Origin of the sequence: Roseovarius sp. S88, assembly GCF_037023735.1 — a bacterium.
GTDB lineage: Bacteria > Pseudomonadota > Alphaproteobacteria > Rhodobacterales > Rhodobacteraceae > Roseovarius > Roseovarius phycicola.
The window spans coordinates 1,262,968-1,281,080 of the sequence record NZ_CP146069.1; the positions used below are offsets into that span (position 1 = coordinate 1,262,968).

An 18,113-nucleotide genomic window follows, 5' to 3' on the forward strand; every position below is an offset into this window, starting at 1 on the left:
GGCACACAGCTCGCGCGATTGGACCGGATGGTAAATCTGATACTGAAACGGCTAAGCTTGGGTCTGGTCACGCTGTGGCTCGTCTCGGTCATCATTTTTATTGGTATCGAAATCCTGCCTGGCGACGCGTGCACCGCCTATCTGGAACGTGATGCGCAAGGTCAATTGTTGGAAAACTGCCGTGCGGCGCAAGGCCTCGACAAGCCCGCAGTCACACGGTACGTCGATTGGGCTGTGGCCGCCATTCAGGGGGATTTCGGGGTCTCAGTGGATGGCGAAACGCGCATCACATCCGAAGTGGCGCTACGTGTCAAAAACTCGATCCTGCTGGCCGCTGGCGCGCTCAGCGTGGGGGTGCCTATGGCCGTCTTTCTCGGCGTGATCGCAGGTTTGTGGCGAGACAGGTTTCCGGATTTGTTTGTCTCAACTGTCGCAATCTTTGCTATGACGATTCCGGAATTCGTCACCGCGACGATCCTCGTTCTGGTGTTCTCGATCTGGCTGGGATGGTTGCCCGCCGTAGTGCTTACTCCGGCAGATGCACCAGCTCTCGACTTCTTTCCCGAATTCGTCCCGGCCTCGATCGTTCTGACCTTTGTGATGGTGGCCCATATCATGCGCATGGTGCGATCATCGGTGATCGAGGTGATGGCCAGCGACTTTGTCCAGATGGCCCAACTCAAAGGCGTGCCATATTGGCGTATTGTGTTCCGGCATGCACTGCCCTCAGCGCTCTTACCGGCCATCAACGTCGTCGCCCTTACCGTGGCCTGGCTCTTGGGAGGGGTCGTGGTCGTCGAAGTGGTGTTCAACTATCCAGGTCTGGGCCGGATGATGATCGACGCAATTTCAGATCGAAACCTGCCTGTCATACAAGCGATCACTTTGCTGGTTGCCGCCACTTATGTGGGCATCAACCTGGTCGCAGATCTTCTGACTATCCTTCTCAATCCGCGCCAGCGATCGCAACTGGGTCGCATGTGATGGCGCAGGCAGAGCAGATAGCTCAAACGCGCCCGTCGCTTCTGCGTCGTTGGATGAACATCCTGCGCGAAGCTGGAAGCAGGCCATCAGGTGCGATTGGCATCTTTCTGGTCACCTTTCATGTGGTGGTCGCCATCCTGAGCCCTTGGATTGTTCCACATGACGCCATCACGATGGGGTCCGATGAAATCCTTGCCCCGCCAACCTCAAACCACTGGCTGGGCACCGATGCGCTGGGCCGCGATGTGTTCAGCCGCGTGCTGCAAGGCGGGCGGCAGGCGCTGATTGTCTGTGGCATTGCCACGCCGCTGGCGATGCTTTGGGGGGGCTGCTTGGTATCTATCTCGGTTTGCGCGGCGGATGGGTCGATGAGGTCGCGATGCGGCTGGTCGACGCGGTACTGTCTCTGCCCGGCATCCTGCCGCTTATGGTCGTGGTGGTGATGTTTGACGGCGGAAACCTGGTGCTGATCCTGACGCTGGGGTTCCTCTTTGGTATCCCGGTCATTCGCGTCGTGCGCGCGGCCACTCACACCGTGGTTGCGAAGGATTTTATCCTTGCCGCCCGCGCGCGCGGGCACAAGCGCGGCAACATCATGTGGCGTGAACTGTTGCCCAATGTGTTCGACGTGGTCATGGTCGAGGGTGCGATGCGCCTGAGTTGGATGCTGCTGAGCTTTTCCGCGCTGTCATTTCTGGGTTACGGCGTGGCACCGCCCACGCCTGACTGGGGTCAGGAAGTCTCTGAGGCGCGAGTCTATATGTCTCTCGCACCCTGGGGCGTGCTCGGCCCGATGTTTGCACTCAGCTCGCTTATCATCGGTGTGAACCTGACAGCGGATGCCCTGGCCAAAACACTTGGGCTCGACCGGTCGCAAAGGGCTGTGGTCTAGATGGCGGGCAAGGCGATCATCGAGGTGCGAGACCTCTCGGTGGGCTTTACCACGCGCGCAGGTGATACGCTCAACGTTCTTAAGGGCGTCGACCTGACCGTCTGTGCGGGCGAAACCGTCGGCATTGTCGGTGAAAGCGGGTCCGGCAAGAGCACGCTGGCCTTGGCCACAATGGGCTTCCTCAAGCCGGGTCTGCGCAAGACCGGCGGGCATGTTCAGTTCGATGGCCAGGATGTCTTTGCCATGTCCCCGCAACAGCTTGAGGACATCCGGGGTGGCAAACTTGGCCTCATTCCACAAAATTCGGGTCAGGCCCTGACGCCGACCATGCGCATCGGCGCGCAATTGTGCGAGTCGCTGACCCTGCATTGCAACCTGGAAAAAGAGGCCTGCGCGCCCCGGGCCGAGGATCTGTTGTCCCAGGTTCGTCTGCGCGACGTCAAAGCCATCATGCGCCGCTTTCCGCATGAACTGTCGGGTGGGCAACAACAGCGGGTGGCCATTGCAATGGCGCTCGCCGGAGAGCCTGAGGCGCTGGTTCTGGATGAGCCGACCACGGGCCTTGATGTAACCACTCAAATTCACATCCTCGACCTGCTGCGCGATCTTGCGGTTGAGCGGAACATGGCCATGGTCATGGTCAGTCATGATCTGGGTGTGATTGGCCGCTGCTGTCAGACGGTCACGGTGATGCTATCGGGTGAAGTTGTGCAAAACGCGCCGTCACAACAGGTTTTGTGCAAACCCGAACATCCCTATGCCAAGCAACTGCTGGATGCCACGCCGCGCCTGATGCCTGTGGCGCAGATGACAAACCGGCTAGATGCCGAAGCATCGGAAGCACTGTGCTTGCAGAATCTTGCTCTCAGTTACCGACAGCAGGGATTTTGGGAACGCACTTTGGGCAAGGCTGATCTGCCACTGACCGTTGATGGTGTTTCTGTCTCTCTGAAACAAGGCGAAACGCTTGGTCTGGTGGGCGAATCCGGCAGTGGGAAATCCACAATTCTCAAAGCCATTGCAGGCATTCTGCCACCGCGCGATGGTGCAATCACAGTGGCCGGGGGGCACGCGCTCCCAGAGCGGATTGATCAACGTAGCCCTACCGAGCTGCGCCGTATCCAGCTCATATTTCAGAACCCCGACCAGGCGCTCAACCCGCGTCACACCGCCCTTGGGATCCTTTCCCAGCCTTTGCAGCTGTATTTCGGCATGAAGGGCAACGCTCTGCGGGACCGTGCGGTGGAATTGCTAGAAAGGATGCGCTTGAGTGCGGATTATCTAGACCGCTTTCCCGGCCAAATGTCAGGCGGCGAAAAACAACGCCTCGCCATTGCCCGTGCCTTCGCCGCCGAGCCGGAGATTGTGCTGTGTGACGAGGTGACATCAGCGCTGGATGTGTCTGTGCAAGCCTCGGTAATGGACCTTCTGCAAGACCTCAAACGCGAGAAAAAGACCACCTATGTCTTTGTCAGCCATGACCTCGCCGTGGTTCAGCAACTCGCCGACCAGATCGTTGTGCTCAAACAGGGCCGGGTGTGTGAACAGGGTAGTGCGCGGGAGGTCTATGGAAACCCGCAGGATGAGTACACGCAAAAGCTTTTTGATGCGGTGTTGGAGCCGGAGCCAGGGTAGGGGGAGTATTAAGTTAGTCGGGGCTAGCCTTATAAGTGTCTTAGTCAGAAAGTGTTGCGTGTTCCATCAAATGACAAGAATAGAGATCGTTGTTTTCACAGCCCATTTCAGCGTATTTTATTGTTTGATCGAAATCTTCGACATCTTTGGACTTGGAGAAATCATTATATCTCATTAGAGCGATAAATCGGCACATAATACCCGATCCTTTTAAGCACGCATCATGCTGAAGCTCTAACATAACTGAATGATTGTGTGTCGTGCGAATTAACAACTCGCAAGAAACAACGAGACCCTTTTCGCATGTATCCCGGAGGCTGCGAACGGTTTCTAGCTGTGCGGCTGACACGTCTGAGTAGTCTTCAGCTACGCCAGAACGCATGTACAAAACACCCATGAGTGTCCCGCAGGAATCATCCAAGAGATGTGCGCATGACTTTCTCAGCGCCGTAACGGCATCACTAGGGTATGCTTGCGCGCCCCCCTGTAAAATTTGATGAGTGCTTTTCCGTAGTTTGCGCATGCTTGCCGACTACCTGATAGGCACTGTCTTTCCGATTCATGAATCGTGTTGGAGGCGATTAACCGCTGTGTCGAAAAGTTGTACTTTTTTGCCTGTTCCTTGATTTGATTTGCAAGATCAGGATGGCGCTTATTTAAAGCCGTAGGCCAGTTTTCTTTGACTATGTCGTCAAACAACTCACACGCCTCAATGTTGCCAGTCAGACATAATTCTTCGGATTTTTGCAAAGCGTCAATTATTAGCGCAACCGAGTCTTCGACGTCCAAGCCAATATCATCATCTGGAGCTAATAATATCAAATGTAGGCATTGTTTGACTCGGTCCTGCCTACATCCTTTTTGCGCTGCAGAAAATGCGAGGTGCTTTAATTTTGCTGATCTTTCAGTGTCGATTGGAAAAGGAGGAAAACCTCCTCTTTCTTCGGAGTAAAATTTCGCGAGTAAAAAACAGTCTCGTGGTTTAGATAAATCACAGCTATTCGGATACCCCTCCTGCGCAAAAGCCCATGGTGAAAGGCACAGCGCTGTCAGGGCAACTAGAACCGGAAAAAACCGCATGCCGCTTACCCCCGCAGCTTCTTACTCACAATCTCATTCACCGCTTTAGGGTTGGCCTTGCCGCCCGTGGCTTTCATCACCTGACCCACAAACCAGCCTGCGAGCTTGGGGTTTTCCTTGGCTTTTTCCACCTGCGCGGGGTTGTCGGCGATGATCTGGTCGACGGCGGCCTCGATTGCGCCGGTGTCGGTGACCTGTTTCATGCCACGCTCTTCCACGATCTGTGCCGGATCGCCGCCTTCGGTATAGACGATCTCAAAGAGGTCCTTGGCGATCTTACCTGAAATGGCGTCTGAAGCGATGAGATCGACAATGCCGCCCAGTTGCGCCGGGCTCACCGGGCTTTCTAAAATACTTTCGTCTGCTTTTTTCAGTCGACCAAAAAGTTCGTTGATGACCCAGTTTGCAGAGAGTTTACCTTTCTCTTTCCGCTCTTTTTCGGGGATATTTTCTGTTTCGAAGTTAAACGCCATAAAACCAATTGCATTCGGTGGAATACTTGATTTTGTGGCTTTTTCTTTTGCTGAGTGCGCTACAGTGGCCTCAAAATAGTCAGCGCTAGAAAGCTCAGCTGTCAGTACACTAGCGTCATATTCATTCAAACCGTAGTTCTTCACAAACCGCGCCTTCTTCTCATCCGGCAGTTCCGGCAAAGAAGATGCAATCGCATCAACCCAGTCTTGTTCGATCTCCAAAGGCAGCAGATCAGGATCGGGGAAATACCGGTAATCATGCGCCTCTTCCTTGGAGCGCATGGAACGGGTCTCGTTCTTGTCCGGGTCATAAAGCCGGGTTTCCTGCTCGACCTCACCGCCGCCTTCCACGATTTTGATCTGCCGCTCGGCCTCGACCATGATGGCTTGTTGAATGAACCGCATCGAGTTCATGTTCTTGATCTCACAGCGCGTGCCCAAGTGAGAGAAATCCTGTGTTTCCATGTATTTCTCATAGGCCCCGGGCGCACAGATCGACACATTCACATCGGCCCGCAGGTTGCCGTTTTGCATGTTGCCATCACAGGTGCCGAGGTAGCGCAGGATCTGACGTAGCTTGCCGACATAAGCCGCCGCCTCTTCGGGGCCGCGAATGTCGGGGCGACTGACAATCTCCATGAGGCACACGCCGGTGCGGTTCAGATCGACAAAAGACATCGCCGGGTCCATGTCATGAATGGATTTGCCTGCGTCCTGTTCCATGTGGATGCGTTCCACGCGCACCAGTCGCGCCACACCAGGCTCCATATCCACCAGAATTTCGCCTTCACCGACGATAGGATGATAAAGTTGAGAAATCTGGTAGCCCTGCGGCAAATCCGGGTAGAAGTAATTTTTGCGATCAAAGGCAGACTTCAGATTGATCTCAGCCTTCAGTCCCAGACCCGTGCGAACCGCTTGTTCGACGCAAAATTCGTTGATCACCGGCAACATGCCCGGCATGGCGGCGTCCACGAAGGCGACGTTGGAATTGGGTTCGGCACCGAAGCTTGTGGACGCCCCTGAAAAAAGCTTGGCTTGTGAGGCTACCTGCGCGTGCACCTCCATGCCGATGACCAGTTCCCAATCCTGTTTTGCCCCGGCAATCACCTTGGGTTTCGGGGGCTCATAGGTCAGATCCAACATCGGTCATGCTCCGCTTGACTTACACGTCGCGGTTTTAGGCCACGGCAGCGATGCGGGCAAGACGATATGCCTTGCCCAAAAACCGGCTCACGCTGGCACGGACAGCCCTGGGTCGCGCTGACGCAATCGAGACAGGGATATCAGGTGGGCGCCCAGAAACAGCGGCACAAAATAACCCGGGAACATGGCCAGCGGATGCAGGTTGATGATGTTGGGTGTGTCATGTGCCAGAAGATGCGCAAATCCCTCTGACGTGATGATGCCAAAGAAGACCGCAAATGCAAAATCAACCATGCCAATGATGTTGGCACGTAGAATCAACTGGCGTGCATTTGGTGCGGCCACGCGTGCGGCTTTCCACGCTTGCCAGGCGGCAAGTCCCGCCCAGACATCGCCAAGGCCGGCAGGCAGGGCAAAATGCCATGGAATAACACCAACGGCCCAGCCTAGTATAAACAAGCCGCCCATCACCCTGGGAATTTGTAAGGCAATGAGGTCGGCATTGCTCAGCGCATTGGTCAATCTGCGCCCCATATGCGTGAGTTGCGAAAGCGCCCAAAGGCTCAGCGCTCCGCCAAATAGCACAATCAGAACACTAGGCGGGTCACCAAGGGTGACGGGCACGTTGAAGAGGTTGTTGCGCGACATTTCCATTGAGACAACTGCCCAGAGTGCCAGCGCGGTGGCGAACCCACCGACGACCCAAATGCGGCGGCTTAAGGTCAGTCCCGCATTGACTGCTGCCGCGTTGCAAAGCTGTACCGCGAAGATCGGCAACAAGATTGTGAACGCATGAACAAACGCCAAAAAAAACATATCCAGCATCAATATCCTCCAGTAGATACGAAGTTCGTAGTGACTCCGTCTGATATAGGTAACTTCAAATACGATGGTCAATTCAAATTTTGAAATTTGATGCTAGACTAAGGCAATGGATACCTATGATCGCAACAATTGCCCTGTGATGCGTACCGCCGATGTCGTGGGAGACCGGTGGTCTATTCTGATTTTGCGGGAGTTTTTTCTTGAAGGCCCGCGTCGGTTTCAGGATCTGCAAGACGAATTGAACGTCTCGCCAAACACCTTGTCAGGCCGACTGAAAACCCTGGAACAGGCCGGGGTTTTGTCGCGTCGCGCCTATTCCACCAATCCACCTCGTTCAGAATATGTACTGACAGATGCTGGCAAAGCGCTGGGTCCCTTGATCCAGGCGTTCCGTGACTGGGGCGAGAGTTTTGGCAACTCAGATTAGCAAGGTTACGCGCATCGAATTTGCGGGACAAAGCGCGATGGGTTAACAAATTGCTGTTTTATTAAGACCTATTTGAATTTGAAACTTCTGTTTTTCGACAAGGTATCGTTATGCCCAAAAACATTGTTCTGCTCTGCGATGGCACATCCAATGAAATCGCCCGCAACCGCACAAACATCCTGCGTCTTTATGGCTGCCTTAAGAAAGATGCCGATCAACTTGTCTTCTACGATCCCGGAGTCGGCACATTCGGGGCGGAAAACAGCTGGGCCTACTTTGTCCGCAAGGCGGTTGAGATTTGGGGCCTCGCCACGGGCTGGGGCATCGACCGGAATGTCAAAGAGGCCTACCAGTTTTTGGTTGAAAACTATGATGACGGCAAACGCGAAAACGGCGACGATCAGGACCCTGACCGAATCTTCATCATCGGGTTCAGCCGGGGTGCCTACACCGCGCGCATGCTTGCCGGGCTCATTCACAATATTGGCCTTATGGATGCTCGAAATCTGAACCTGCTGGATTATGCCTACCGGGCGTACAAGAACATCGGGAAAAGCACGGGTCGCGATGAAACGGATGCCCGCGAACCCGAGAAGAACCCGTTTGCCGAAGTGCGCCTTTTTGAGCGTATGCTGCGCCCGCGCCGTCCCGCGATCGCCTGTCTGGGCCTCTTTGATACGGTCGGCTCGGTAATCGAATGGACAGAAGTTATCCCACGCATTCGAACTCATGCGCATACTTCGGCCAACCCTTCGGTGGCCGCAGTGCGGCATGCCGTGTGTCTGGATGAGCGACGCACGATGTTTCTGCCAACGCTCTGGCCCGAAGGCGGAGAATTTTGGGGAAACGCATTTCGGCCAAAACAAGAGGCAAAAATCAAAACACAAGATGTGGAAGAGGTTTGGTTTTCCGGTGTGCACGGTGATGTCGGTGGTGGCTACGCGGAACGCAATAGCCAGCTTGCCAAACTGCCACTGAAATGGCTGATAGATGAAACACGCGCGCTAGGTCTGCACTACAAAGAACAAACGATCCGTAGTCTTGTCTTAGGAGAGGACAAGGAGGGGCGCTATGTGGCCCCAGATGGAACGGCGCCGCGCAACCGGTCGATGAACTGGGCCTGGGCGATATTGGAATTCATCCCACGGATTAAAACCAAGTATTGCCTGTCCAAACGCCCCTCGTTCTTTTGGTTGTATCTGCCTTTCTTTGAACGGCGACATGTGCCGACAGGTGCCAAAATCCATAGCTCGGTTTTTGAGCGCCGGGGCACGCCCAAAGACTATGATCAACCCAACATACCCGAGGCTCATAAGGTTGTCTGAGGACCTCAAATCACGCGCTGTTTCTCAATCCCACTTGCCGAAAAGGTGATCGTACCTCCATCCTTGAGCATCGAAGACAGTTGCGCTGCGATAATGCGCAAGGCGGTTTGCCGTCCCTTCGCCACCAATGCACGCCGGGAGGGAAGCAATGGGCCGACACCTGGGGAAAGCAATGTCTGCGACCAGATAAGCGGATGCAACTCGCGAAGATGGTCTTTTAGCATCCAATCGAGACATGCATGGATGTCTTGACGGTTCTGCCGCGCTTGCCGTGTCAACAAAGCCTCTTCGCCCTGTGGTGCCATGGTAATCGCGCAGAACGCCGTCAAAAGATTGATCATATGCTGATCTTGTTTGCGGGCGACGATGTCTCGCAGGCCTTCAATGAAGAACTCCGCATCCAAGAGTTCAAGTGACCGCCGTTTGAGTGCGAGCGCATCGAGGTAAACCCACGTGTAGGCACCCGCGCCCCAACTGTCCTGTGTTTGGGCGGCAACGCGACGCGCGCCGACCTCCAATGCCTGTAACCCTCCCGCGTATTCTGGCAGGATGTGCCGCCCCAAGGCGCGCATGTGCCGTGGCGTGGCTGGGTCGAGCGCAATCAGTTTTTCATATTCTTCACACACGCGCCCCCCGGTTTTCACAGGCCGCAAAGAGCGCGCAGCGCGCTGCAATCAGGGACGGCGCATTGAGGGCCGTGCCGTCAAACGGTGCAAGAAGCTCAGCGGCGCGCTCGATATGGTCCGATGATTGCTCAGCCGCGCGCACAGGATCGCTCTTGCCCGCGACATTGCGCCAGGACCACGCGATATCAACATGCGCCAGAGCCACCACAAGTGATGTGGGGTAATCGTTGGGATATTCGTTGAGTACGTCTTCCAGCGCCACCAGACCCTCGGCATCGGGCGCAAATCCGTCATAAAGCGCGTCTTCGGCGGCAGCCACAAGATCGCTGCGCGCGCCAAAGGCCATTAACAAAGAGGCCGATTCACCCCCGGGCGTTGGCAGACGCGTGGCGTCGGCAAACTTTATCTTGTTGGACAGCTCATCCCACAAATCCTGTCGTGCAAGTTTCTGCCCGCGATCCTGATGCATAGAGCGCACCATCTCTTCGTCGGTCACGATCTGCGACGGCAGAATGATCCGCCGGGCCAAGGCGTCGATCTCATCCTCGGCCCGTGCGTTCGACACAAGAGTGCCGACCGTTGCGGACGGCGACTTTCGCTGTCCGAACAGGCGCGATATGCCCTTCAAAGGGCCAGCTCTGTGGCGCGGACTGTCTGACATAAACTCGTCTGCTCTCGGGTCGTTTCCGGTCTACGTGCCATACCAATCCGGCCAAAAAGCGGCAAGGGCGCGGAAAATAAGGGGAAATACAGGTTGGTGAGCAAGTTGATTTTACACAAGAATCACGTCACGATGCCTTGATGTTACGCGGCTTTGCCTTTTGTTTTGCAGTGGTTTTTTCTGCCACTTTGGCCTCGTCCGAGACGCCAGTGACCAACACGGCTGTGTCGCCACCGGCGCGTGAAGCGAATTTGCCGCGTACACGGTGGGAAACAATCTCAGGCACCGCACTTTGGACGCGTATTTCTCTCGCCGCGCTCAAGAATCACGGAGAGCCGCTGGCCGCGATGGTGCCTGGCGACATTGCCGATTGGTGCCCGGCCTATCCCACATCGACCCCCAAGGCGCGACGTGCCTTTTGGGTGGGGTTTGTGTCCACGCTTGTCAAACACGAAAGCACATTCCGCCCCTATGCAGTGGGTGGAGGCGGGCGCTGGTTCGGGCTGACACAGATTTCACCCTCGACGGCAAGGCTTTACGGCTGTTCGGCGCGCTCAGGATCCGCTCTCAAAGACCCTGTTGCAAATCTCAGCTGCGCAATCCGCATTATGGCCAAAACTGTGCCGCGGGACGGCGTGGTCTCGCGCGGCATGCGCGGTGTGGCTGCCGATTGGGGGCCACTGCATAGCCGTAAAAAGCGCAACGACATGATGGCCTGGACCAAACGTCAGCCCTATTGCAAACCGCTCAATGCCGTTCGACCGCGACTTCGGCCCGATACCGTGGCTTTTCTAAGCGATAGCGACGAGGGATAGCCCTACGACACGCGGAACACGCGACGGATCTCATCAATCGCTTCGCGCTGTTTTTCATTGAGTGACCCAGACCCCGCACTTACGGCTGAATCCACGACGGTCAACAACGGCTCAAAGCTCTCTTTTCCGTTCAATTTGAACAGCTTGCGTGACAGTCTCGGCACGGCGGTTTCGGGGCCGTGACATTCCGAGACAAACCAATGCCCAAGAATCGTGGCTTCCTGCGCGGCGCTGGAATCTAGCCCAAGCTGGCTTCGCAACGCCGCATCAAGCGCGTCGCGCTGTTCCTTGGTGGGCAAATCGTCCATCTCAACAAAAGCCGTGGCAATCGCGGCTATGGCCAAATTCGGCTCTTCGATGGTTTCTACCGGATGCACATTGGTCTTGCGCTTGAACCCGAAACGGCGCGCCGCACTGCGGACATCACTGGCCATTTCTACAACGTCATGCGCCACATCAGCGGCATGTCTGGCTCGAATGAAAAAGAAGTAAACGGCCGCAGCAACGCCGAGAAGGCCGACAAGAATATGCATATCTACAAACCCTTAGCTAAGCCCCGGCCTTTATCTAAAGGTGGTACGGATTTCCTGGCAATCGAAAATTCCTGGCAGGCCAAAGCTTTTGTGTAACTGTGGCAATTCATGCCGGGTCGCGGCTGCTGCGCGCGCGGGCATTACCCGCCGCGAATGCGCGTGACCATTTCAGTTGTGTCGCGGCTGAGATTGGGCTGGGCCAGAATGCGATCCAGCTCGGCGGCAATCTTCGCTTGTCTGGCCGCATCAAAGCGCCGCCAGGTTTCAAATGCCGAACACATCCGTGCCGTGGTCTGCGGGTTGAGCGGATCAAGTTTGATCAGCCAGTCCGCCAAGACCTTGTAGCCTTCGCCAGAGGCATGATGAAATCCGGCCGTGTTCATCGCCAATGCACCCAAGGTGGCCCGAAACCGATTGGGGTTTTTCATCGTGAAATCAGGGTGTTTGGTCAGGGTTTGTGCTGTTTGCGCGGCTTTATCGGGATCAGCCATGATCACCTGAAGGCTGAACCACTTGTCGATCACGAGCCGATCCTCCTTCCACTGTTCGTAAAACAAGGCCACGGCGGCATCGCCATTGCCCGCTTTCAGCAAACAAGACAGCCCTGCCAATTGCTGGGTCATGTTATCGGCCGTGTCATATTGTTTTTGGGCCAAAGCCCCGCCATCCAACCGGCTGATAAGACCAAGGGCGGCATTAGCCAGCGCACGTGCCCCGGATTGCTCGGCATTCGGGGCATAGGGCGCATCCACCTGATATTGCGCGTAAAGCCGCGTCGCGAGGTCCTGCATCTTTTGCGCCTGCGCCTGTTTCAGCGTCTCCAGCGCGTCCCAGATCGCCTGTGGATCGGGCGTACCACCCGCCTCATATAGGCTTTGCGCCAGATCTTCCTGACTGGGCAATCCCATCGCCAAGGCCCGGAAGGCCGGATCAAGGCTGTCGTCGCGCGCCACCGCCTCAATGGCGTCAAGATAGGCATCGTCCGGTCCCGCGCCGTCGCGGATCATCGCCAGCAAGCCATCTCGCGCCAACGCGCGTCCTGCTTCCCATTTGTTGAAGGGATCGGTGTCATGCGCGAACAAAAAGGCGCGTTCGGCATTGTCGCTCTCGCGTTCCAGGATCACAGGAGCTGAAAACCCACGCAGGATCGAGGGCACGGGGCGGCTGGCCAGCCCATCAAACGCGAAACTCTGCTTTGCACCTGTCATTTCAAGCACTTGAGTGGGCACCACTTCGTCGCCATTCGGCGACAAAAGCCCTACGGCAATGGGTATTACGCGGGTGTCCTTAACGTCTTGACCCGGCGTTGGCGGAGTGGACTGCTCAAAATGCAGTGTAAAAGTGCCGTCCTGATACTCTTCGGAAACGTTGACACGCGGTGTGCCCGCCTGTTCATACCAACGCTTGAACTGGGTCAGGTCCCGGCCCGTGGCGTCCTCAAACACTTTGAGCCAATCTTCAATCGTCGCGGCATCGCCATCATGGCGTTCAAAATAAAGGTCCACTGCTTTGGAGTAAGCCGCGTCACCCACCAGCGTTTTGAGCATCCTGATCAGTTCAGCGCCCTTTTCATAGACCGTGGCAGTGTAGAAGTTGTTGATCTCAACAAAGCTCTCGGGTCGCACCGGATGCGCCAGCGGGCCATTATCTTCGCGGAACTGGCGCGCGCGCAGGTCAATCACATCCCCGATCCGTTTGACCGGTTCGGACCGCATGACCGAGGTGAACTGCGCATCGCGAAACACCGTCAGTCCCTCTTTCAGACAAAGCTGAAACCAGTCGCGGCAGGTGATGCGATTGCCGGTCCAGTTGTGGAAATACTCATGCGCAATAATCGCCTCGATGCGTTCGAAATTGCCATCGGTGCTGGTCTCGGGGCTGGCCAGAACGCAAGAGGAGTTGAAAATGTTCAATCCTTTGTTTTCCATCGCTCCCATGTTGAAGTCATCCACGGCAACAATGTTGAAAATATCAAGGTCGTACTCACGCCCATAGACGTCCTCATCCCATCGCATAGATGCCTTGAGCGCCTCCATTCCGAAGGCGCATTTGCCCTCGTCACCGGGGCGCACCCAAATATTCAGCTCGACATCGCGGCCTGACTTTGTCTCAAAACGGTCTGGATGGTTCACCAGATCGCCAGCCACCAACGCAAAAAGATACGCGGGTTTCGGCCAGGGATCGTGCCATTCGGCAAATCCATCCCCGGTGGTGCCGGGATTGCCATTCGACAACAGGACCTTCTCATCGCCCTCAATGCGCACCTCAAAAGGCGCCATCACGTCCGGACGATCCGGGTAATAGGTAATCTTGCGAAAGCCTTCGGCCTCGCATTGTGTGCAATACATGCCGTTTGACATATAAAGCCCTTCAAGGGCGGTGTTGGCGCCTGGGTTGATCTCGACCTCGGCCTCCCAGATGAACGACCGGTCCGGCACCGCGCACCGCAGCCCGTTATCTTCCATCCGAGGGGTGACATCTGCACCGTCAACTTTGGCCCAGATCAAGGTAAGCTCTTCGCCATGAAGGAAAAAATCCGCATCCTTTGCATTTGGGTTCGACCGAAACGCGATCCGGCTGATCACACGTGTCCTTTCGGGATGCAGCCGAAAGGTCAGGTGGACCATGTCAATCTCAAAGCCAAAAGGCGTGTAATCCTTTAGGAATATCGTCTGCGGCGCGGCATCTTTCATCGGGCGTCTCTCCGTTGGGCGCCACAAGGTGTAGCGCATAAAGACAGCGCCGCAAGCTCTGCGTGCAGGCAACGCCCCACCACGCGCCGGGATGCGGTTGACGCATGTGTCTGTGTGGGCCGTCACCTGCGACTTCAGCGTAGGTCAAACCTCTTACGATCCCGTTTGCCTGCGCGCAGAGCTTGCGCATATGCAGGGTGGCTTGTGCGTAAATTCAGGTTTTCTTATGTAGTGAGCTGCATGATAGTGGTTAAAACTGTAATGGATTTTTGCATGACACGCCCGATTATTGGGATCATTGGCAACAAATACGAGATAGAAGAGCGCTATCCGGTCCATGCCGGAGGCACGATGAACTCGGCCGCGGTGGCGGATGTGGCGCAGTGCATGCCGATGCTCGTCCCCTCCGATCCTGCATTTGTGAGCGTGCCGGAACTGCTGGAGGCCTGTGACGGGTTCTTGCTCACCGGTGGGCGTCCCAATGTCCATCCCGAAGAATATGGCCATGAACCCACCGATGCGCATGGCGCGTTCGACCGCGCGCGGGATGCCATCGCCTTGCCCTTGGTGCGCGCCTGTTTGGAACGAGGTCAACCAATCCTCGGTGTCTGCCGGGGATTTCAGGAAATGAACGTGGCGCTCGGCGGCACGCTGCACCCTGAAATTCGCGATCTGCCGGGACGTGACAACCACCGTATGCCCCCGGACGGCACGCTGGAAGAACAGTTCGCACTGCGTCACGCGGTGACATTTTCTCCAGGTGGCGTGTTTCACAAGCTGATGGGTGCGCAGGAGGTGATGACCAACACACTGCACGGCCAGGGCATCATCGACACTGGCAAGGGTGTGGTGGTTGACGGCCATGCCCCCGATGGCACGCCTGAGGCCATTTATATCGAGGGTGCACGGGGTTTTGCGCTATCGGTGCAGTGGCATCCCGAATGGAACGCCGCCGATGATCCGGTCAGCCGCCCGTTGTTCAGCGCCTTTGGCGACGCCGCGCGCGCCTGGCAATCCGGCCGGAGAACTCCGGTATTGAAATCGGCCTGAACCTCATCCCGCACCCGGTCGCGCAAAACGCCTCAAAACTTTTTGCACATGTCTTATGAAAACGTCGCCGCGTCCGATCCTTGATCCGACAGCAACCGTGCGTCTTTGGCATCCAAACATATGCGCGCAGGTTCCAGATGACGGCCGGATGTGGTTCTCAGATTTGGGCACACCGCAAAAACCGCCTCACGGGCATCGCCGTCCAGACTTGTCAAAACGGGGTCCGTCGCGTGAAAGCTCTCGGTGGCGATACCGTCGGCGTAAATCACCTCGTGATGGTCGAACATCAGATGAACATAGGTCACCTCTGCCACAGGATGACGCCTGATATCGCGCCCATTCACGAGATCCTTGGCAGCGACCAGAACTTCCGCAGCGCCAAAAAGCATATTGGCCTTGTGTCCGGTAAAAAGCATCCTGTGATGCGGCGACACAAGCAACCCTGCTGTTCCCTTCCCGCGGTCCGCGCGGCGAAATTCAATAGGCGCGAGAAGGTCATGTGCGGCAACAGTGCGTTCTCCAATCCAGCGGACCGGACGCAGGCCTTGATCGCGGGTGACCACCAGGTCTCCGACCTGCAATGAGCCAATGGCACGTTCGCCTTGAGCGGTCAGAATATGCGCACCTGTTGTAAAGCACACCAAGCGGTCGAGAACGTCCTGTGCCAGGGCGTCCGCATCCGCTACAGGCGTTGGCACCGCCTCGGCTCTGCCGCTTTCCAGCTGCAGGGCAACCGTGTTGGGCATACGGCGCTCTGAAATTGGGACATCGTGTCTTCGCGGCATGCCGCCGCGAGAGTTGAGGAGAGGCGTCTCAACGCGTGACCTGACATGGTCCGGCGCGACGACTTCGCGCACGCGGTTGGTCGCAAACGATCCGTGACCGGTCTCCGACCTGACATCGTTCGGCGCGTGCCACGCGCCTCTATCGGCAAATAACGTCATTTCACAGCCCCCCGGCTCGTGGCCATTCCGGCCAAAACGGCGCCCAAGCTACGCCACCAATTACACTTCAAAACCACCATTTCACTGCTCGTTTGTGTTCGTGGTTAGCACAAAACTATTGCCGCCTGTTTAACGGTCACCAATGGCAGCTCTTTGCAGGGAATGAGGCCGAAACGAGGTGATTTTGCGCCATAGGCCAAAACAAGCTCGGAAAACCGGCGATGTTTTATGCAAATTTTGCGCGCTAAAGCCCTAATTCGGTACGTTTTTTCTTGGTCAAGCCGGAAACAACCATGTCATAAGACATCACAATATGTTCACATAGCTCTGCGTCAGATAACCCCGGGTCTTCGTAAACCTGAAGCCACTTCATCCCGCGCGAGGCAAGGTAGGGCGCAGGGCGGATGCCGGGGCTGTCCTGCAAGACCTCATAGGCAATCTCGCTGGCCTTAAAGGTATAGGCATCACGGCCCTCGTTCCATCCGGCAATCGCAAAGACTTTGCCGCCAACTTTCCACACATCCGCATTGCCCCATTGCACCACATGGCTGGTGGCCTTCAGCCCTTCACAAAACGCCTTGAAATCATCCCGGCTCAGCATCAAAACTGCCCACCGGCAATCTCAATCGCTTGGCCGTTCACGCTTTGTGATCCCGGCCCACAGAGCCAGAGTGCGGCAGCAGCCACTTCTTCCGGTGCTATCAGACGTTTGTGTTTGTTGGCCTCCACCATCATGGCGCGGGCGGCATCCTCATCAATACCAGCGCGGGCGCTGATGGCTTGAACATTGCGGGTCACAATATCTGTATCAACATAGCCGGGACACAGCGCGTTGAACGTGATCTCTGACCCCAGGTAGTCTTCGCTGAGGGCACGGATAAGTCCCATAAGCCCATGTTTGCTCGCCGTATAGGCCGAAGCCCCTCTGAGCCCTTTCAGCCCGGCAATAGAGGACACGGCAATGACCCGGCCCCAACCTGCTTCATGCATGGATTTAAGCGCCTCGCGAATGGTCCAAAAGGCACCATCCAGATTGGTGCTCATGATCCGCCGCCAAAACTCCGTGTCGGTCTTATGCAAGGCGCGCCCTTCGGCAATGCCTGCATTGGGTACGACAATCGAAATCGGTCCCCAGGCATCAACCGCCTGCGAAAACCCATCGACGACACTGGCCTCATCGCTCACATCCATGACCAGTGGATGAAGGACACCCCCAGCCGCGTCCTGCAAAACCTCTGCGCGGCGCCCGGTGATGGTTACATCCGCGCCAGCCTCCGCCAGTGCTTGTGCAATGGCAAGCCCGATGCCCGTGCCGCCTCCTGTGACCAACGCGTGTTTTCCGCTCAGCATGTCAAATCCTCCTTTCCCCACACTCGCCCGAACCATAGGTCTTGCCAAGCCTCGCATTTCGGGGTGTGACAAGGGCGTGGAAAATTGCAATTTTCCATCTTGGAATTTTGCAAAATTCCAGCTCTGCGAAAGGATGACCCGTGCTCAAATGGATCGACATTCCACCCATATGGCTGTTGCTCGCCCTTGTGGTGACTTGGATGCAGGCGACGCATTTTTCCGCCGGACTAAGCTTCGGTGGGGCTTGGGCTGACTTTGCCGGTGGTCTGTTTGTCGGGGCGGGCCTCCTGTTCATGGCTTTCGCGCTCTACGAAATGCGTCGCTTTAAAACCACGCCCATTCCGCATATGGAGGCCGACCGGCTGGTCACCACGGGCATCTTCAAAAGCTCGCGCAACCCCATCTACCTCGGCGACGCCCTCATTCTGACGGGTCTTGTCCTGCGTTGGGACGCGGTTCTGTCACTGCCTCTGATTCCCGTCTTCGTCTGGATCATCGAACGCCGCTTTATCATTCCCGAAGAAGACCGCCTGCGCCGCAAATTTCGCGCCGATTTCGCGCGGTATTGCCAAAATACCCGACGTTGGCTGTGACCCCTGCGACAATCGCAGCATTCCAACTTCAGAAAGAATGTGAAATATAACGCGCCTGACC

19 protein-coding genes are annotated in these 18,113 nt (G+C 56.3%); 9 read left to right on the forward strand and 10 right to left on the reverse strand.

Annotated elements, in window-relative coordinates; all coding sequences use genetic code 11:
* Nucleotides 1–27 precede the first annotated feature (27 nt).
* From RZ517_RS06410 to RZ517_RS06425, 4 genes are read left to right on the forward strand one after another with little or no spacing between them, the layout of a single operon-like run.
* Nucleotides 28–984: an ABC transporter permease gene (locus tag RZ517_RS06410; protein WP_338550640.1), complete on the forward strand. Its 957-nt coding sequence runs from the start codon at nt 28–30 to the stop codon at nt 982–984.
* Entirely contained in the window at nt 984–1,427 is a 444-nt protein-coding gene (locus RZ517_RS06415) for a hypothetical protein (RefSeq protein ID WP_338550641.1), read from the forward strand. The genes RZ517_RS06410 and RZ517_RS06415 overlap by 1 nt, the downstream gene beginning before the upstream one ends.
* Nucleotides 1,364–1,876: an ABC transporter permease gene (locus RZ517_RS06420; RefSeq protein WP_338550642.1), complete on the forward strand. Its 513-nt coding sequence runs from the start codon at nt 1,364–1,366 to the stop codon at nt 1,874–1,876. The genes RZ517_RS06415 and RZ517_RS06420 overlap by 64 nt, the downstream gene beginning before the upstream one ends.
* On the forward strand, nt 1,877–3,511 hold the full coding sequence (locus RZ517_RS06425; RefSeq protein ID WP_338550643.1) for an ABC transporter ATP-binding protein: 1,635 nt from the start codon (nt 1,877–1,879) through the stop codon (nt 3,509–3,511).
* A gap of 441 nt (nt 3,512–3,952) precedes the next feature.
* On the opposite strand, the gene RZ517_RS06430 is transcribed toward RZ517_RS06425, so the two are convergent.
* From RZ517_RS06430 to RZ517_RS06440, 3 genes are all read right to left on the reverse strand, one after another.
* On the reverse strand, nt 3,953–4,591 hold the full coding sequence (locus RZ517_RS06430; RefSeq protein ID WP_338550644.1) for a hypothetical protein: 639 nt from the start codon (nt 4,589–4,591) through the stop codon (nt 3,953–3,955).
* A gap of 5 nt (nt 4,592–4,596) precedes the next feature.
* Nucleotides 4,597–6,210 carry an Asp-tRNA(Asn)/Glu-tRNA(Gln) amidotransferase subunit GatB gene (gatB, locus tag RZ517_RS06435; RefSeq protein WP_338550645.1) on the reverse strand — a complete coding sequence of 538 codons (1,614 nt, stop codon included), beginning with the start codon at nt 6,208–6,210 and terminating at the stop codon, nt 4,597–4,599.
* Nucleotides 6,211–6,297: 87 nt separating this feature from the next.
* Nucleotides 6,298–7,035 (reverse strand): hypothetical protein, encoded by a 738-nt coding sequence (locus RZ517_RS06440; RefSeq protein WP_338550646.1) that lies wholly within the window; start codon nt 7,033–7,035, stop codon nt 6,298–6,300.
* A gap of 106 nt (nt 7,036–7,141) precedes the next feature.
* Here RZ517_RS06440 and RZ517_RS06445 point away from each other — a divergent pair, with 106 nt between their 5' ends.
* Entirely contained in the window at nt 7,142–7,462 is a 321-nt protein-coding gene (locus RZ517_RS06445) for a winged helix-turn-helix transcriptional regulator (RefSeq protein WP_338550647.1), read from the forward strand.
* 110 nt (nt 7,463–7,572) lie between these two features.
* On the forward strand, nt 7,573–8,787 hold the full coding sequence (locus RZ517_RS06450) for a DUF2235 domain-containing protein (RefSeq protein ID WP_338550648.1): 1,215 nt from the start codon (nt 7,573–7,575) through the stop codon (nt 8,785–8,787).
* A gap of 5 nt (nt 8,788–8,792) precedes the next feature.
* Here RZ517_RS06450 and RZ517_RS06455 read toward each other — a convergent pair whose 3' ends face one another.
* Nucleotides 8,793–9,413, reverse strand: coding sequence for a hypothetical protein (locus RZ517_RS06455; RefSeq protein WP_338550649.1), 621 nt, complete (start codon nt 9,411–9,413; stop codon nt 8,793–8,795).
* On the reverse strand, nt 9,406–10,074 hold the full coding sequence (locus RZ517_RS06460) for a hypothetical protein (RefSeq protein ID WP_338550650.1): 669 nt from the start codon (nt 10,072–10,074) through the stop codon (nt 9,406–9,408). Before RZ517_RS06460 ends, RZ517_RS06455 begins: the two co-directional genes overlap by 8 nt.
* Nucleotides 10,075–10,214: 140 nt before the next feature.
* On the opposite strand from RZ517_RS06460, the gene RZ517_RS06465 reads away from it, so the two are divergent.
* Nucleotides 10,215–10,889, forward strand: coding sequence for a lytic transglycosylase domain-containing protein (locus tag RZ517_RS06465; protein WP_338550651.1), 675 nt, complete (start codon nt 10,215–10,217; stop codon nt 10,887–10,889).
* A gap of 2 nt (nt 10,890–10,891) precedes the next feature.
* On the opposite strand, the gene RZ517_RS06470 is transcribed toward RZ517_RS06465, so the two are convergent.
* Complete coding sequence (locus tag RZ517_RS06470) at nt 10,892–11,422, reverse strand: hypothetical protein (protein ID WP_338550652.1); 531 nt, start codon at nt 11,420–11,422, stop codon at nt 10,892–10,894.
* Between the two features lie 140 nt (nt 11,423–11,562).
* Nucleotides 11,563–14,115, reverse strand: coding sequence for an aminopeptidase N (pepN, locus tag RZ517_RS06475; protein WP_338550653.1), 2,553 nt, complete (start codon nt 14,113–14,115; stop codon nt 11,563–11,565).
* A gap of 273 nt (nt 14,116–14,388) precedes the next feature.
* Between pepN and RZ517_RS06480 the strand changes: the two genes are divergently transcribed.
* Nucleotides 14,389–15,165: a gamma-glutamyl-gamma-aminobutyrate hydrolase family protein gene (locus RZ517_RS06480; protein WP_338550654.1), complete on the forward strand. Its 777-nt coding sequence runs from the start codon at nt 14,389–14,391 to the stop codon at nt 15,163–15,165.
* 53 nt (nt 15,166–15,218) lie between these two features.
* Here the strand turns inward: RZ517_RS06480 and RZ517_RS06485 are convergent, their stop codons facing one another.
* The 3 genes from RZ517_RS06485 to RZ517_RS06495 all read right to left on the reverse strand — a co-directional run bounded on the left by RZ517_RS06485 (nt 15,219) and on the right by RZ517_RS06495 (nt 17,459).
* The gene (locus RZ517_RS06485) at nt 15,219–15,911 is read right to left on the reverse strand and encodes a Hint domain-containing protein (protein WP_338550655.1); all 693 of its coding nucleotides are present in this window, start codon (nt 15,909–15,911) and stop codon (nt 15,219–15,221) included.
* A 442-nt stretch (nt 15,912–16,353) separates the two neighbouring features.
* A complete protein-coding gene (locus tag RZ517_RS06490) occupies nt 16,354–16,707 on the reverse strand; it encodes an MmcQ/YjbR family DNA-binding protein (protein WP_338551119.1) in 354 nt (117 codons plus the stop codon).
* 2 nt (nt 16,708–16,709) lie between these two features.
* Nucleotides 16,710–17,459 (reverse strand): SDR family NAD(P)-dependent oxidoreductase, encoded by a 750-nt coding sequence (locus tag RZ517_RS06495; RefSeq protein ID WP_338550656.1) that lies wholly within the window; start codon nt 17,457–17,459, stop codon nt 16,710–16,712.
* A 140-nt stretch (nt 17,460–17,599) separates the two neighbouring features.
* Between RZ517_RS06495 and RZ517_RS06500 the strand changes: the two genes are divergently transcribed.
* The gene (locus RZ517_RS06500; RefSeq protein WP_338550657.1) at nt 17,600–18,052 is read left to right on the forward strand and encodes a methyltransferase family protein; all 453 of its coding nucleotides are present in this window, start codon (nt 17,600–17,602) and stop codon (nt 18,050–18,052) included.
* The last annotated feature ends 61 nt before the right edge of the window (nt 18,053–18,113 follow it).

Bases quoted from the DNA above. Each gene is read 5' to 3' on its own strand.
- RZ517_RS06410 (WP_338550640.1), top strand. From the start codon at position 28: ATGGTAAATCTGATACTGAAACGGCTAAGCTTGGGTCTGGTCACGCTG.
- RZ517_RS06415 (WP_338550641.1), top strand. From the start codon at position 984: ATGGCGCAGGCAGAGCAGATAGCTCAAACGCGCCCGTCGCTTCTGCGT.
- RZ517_RS06420 (WP_338550642.1), top strand. From the start codon at position 1,364: ATGCGGCTGGTCGACGCGGTACTGTCTCTGCCCGGCATCCTGCCGCTT.
- RZ517_RS06425 (WP_338550643.1), top strand. From the start codon at position 1,877: ATGGCGGGCAAGGCGATCATCGAGGTGCGAGACCTCTCGGTGGGCTTT.
- RZ517_RS06430 (WP_338550644.1), bottom strand. From the start codon at position 4,591: ATGCGGTTTTTTCCGGTTCTAGTTGCCCTGACAGCGCTGTGCCTTTCA.
- gatB (WP_338550645.1), bottom strand. From the start codon at position 6,210: ATGTTGGATCTGACCTATGAGCCCCCGAAACCCAAGGTGATTGCCGGG.
- RZ517_RS06440 (WP_338550646.1), bottom strand. From the start codon at position 7,035: ATGCTGGATATGTTTTTTTTGGCGTTTGTTCATGCGTTCACAATCTTG.
- RZ517_RS06445 (WP_338550647.1), top strand. From the start codon at position 7,142: ATGGATACCTATGATCGCAACAATTGCCCTGTGATGCGTACCGCCGAT.
- RZ517_RS06450 (WP_338550648.1), top strand. From the start codon at position 7,573: ATGCCCAAAAACATTGTTCTGCTCTGCGATGGCACATCCAATGAAATC.
- RZ517_RS06460 (WP_338550650.1), bottom strand. From the start codon at position 10,074: ATGTCAGACAGTCCGCGCCACAGAGCTGGCCCTTTGAAGGGCATATCG.
- RZ517_RS06465 (WP_338550651.1), top strand. From the start codon at position 10,215: ATGTTACGCGGCTTTGCCTTTTGTTTTGCAGTGGTTTTTTCTGCCACT.
- RZ517_RS06470 (WP_338550652.1), bottom strand. From the start codon at position 11,422: ATGCATATTCTTGTCGGCCTTCTCGGCGTTGCTGCGGCCGTTTACTTC.
- pepN (WP_338550653.1), bottom strand. From the start codon at position 14,115: ATGAAAGATGCCGCGCCGCAGACGATATTCCTAAAGGATTACACGCCT.
- RZ517_RS06480 (WP_338550654.1), top strand. From the start codon at position 14,389: ATGACACGCCCGATTATTGGGATCATTGGCAACAAATACGAGATAGAA.
- RZ517_RS06485 (WP_338550655.1), bottom strand. From the start codon at position 15,911: ATGCCCAACACGGTTGCCCTGCAGCTGGAAAGCGGCAGAGCCGAGGCG.
- RZ517_RS06495 (WP_338550656.1), bottom strand. From the start codon at position 17,459: ATGCTGAGCGGAAAACACGCGTTGGTCACAGGAGGCGGCACGGGCATC.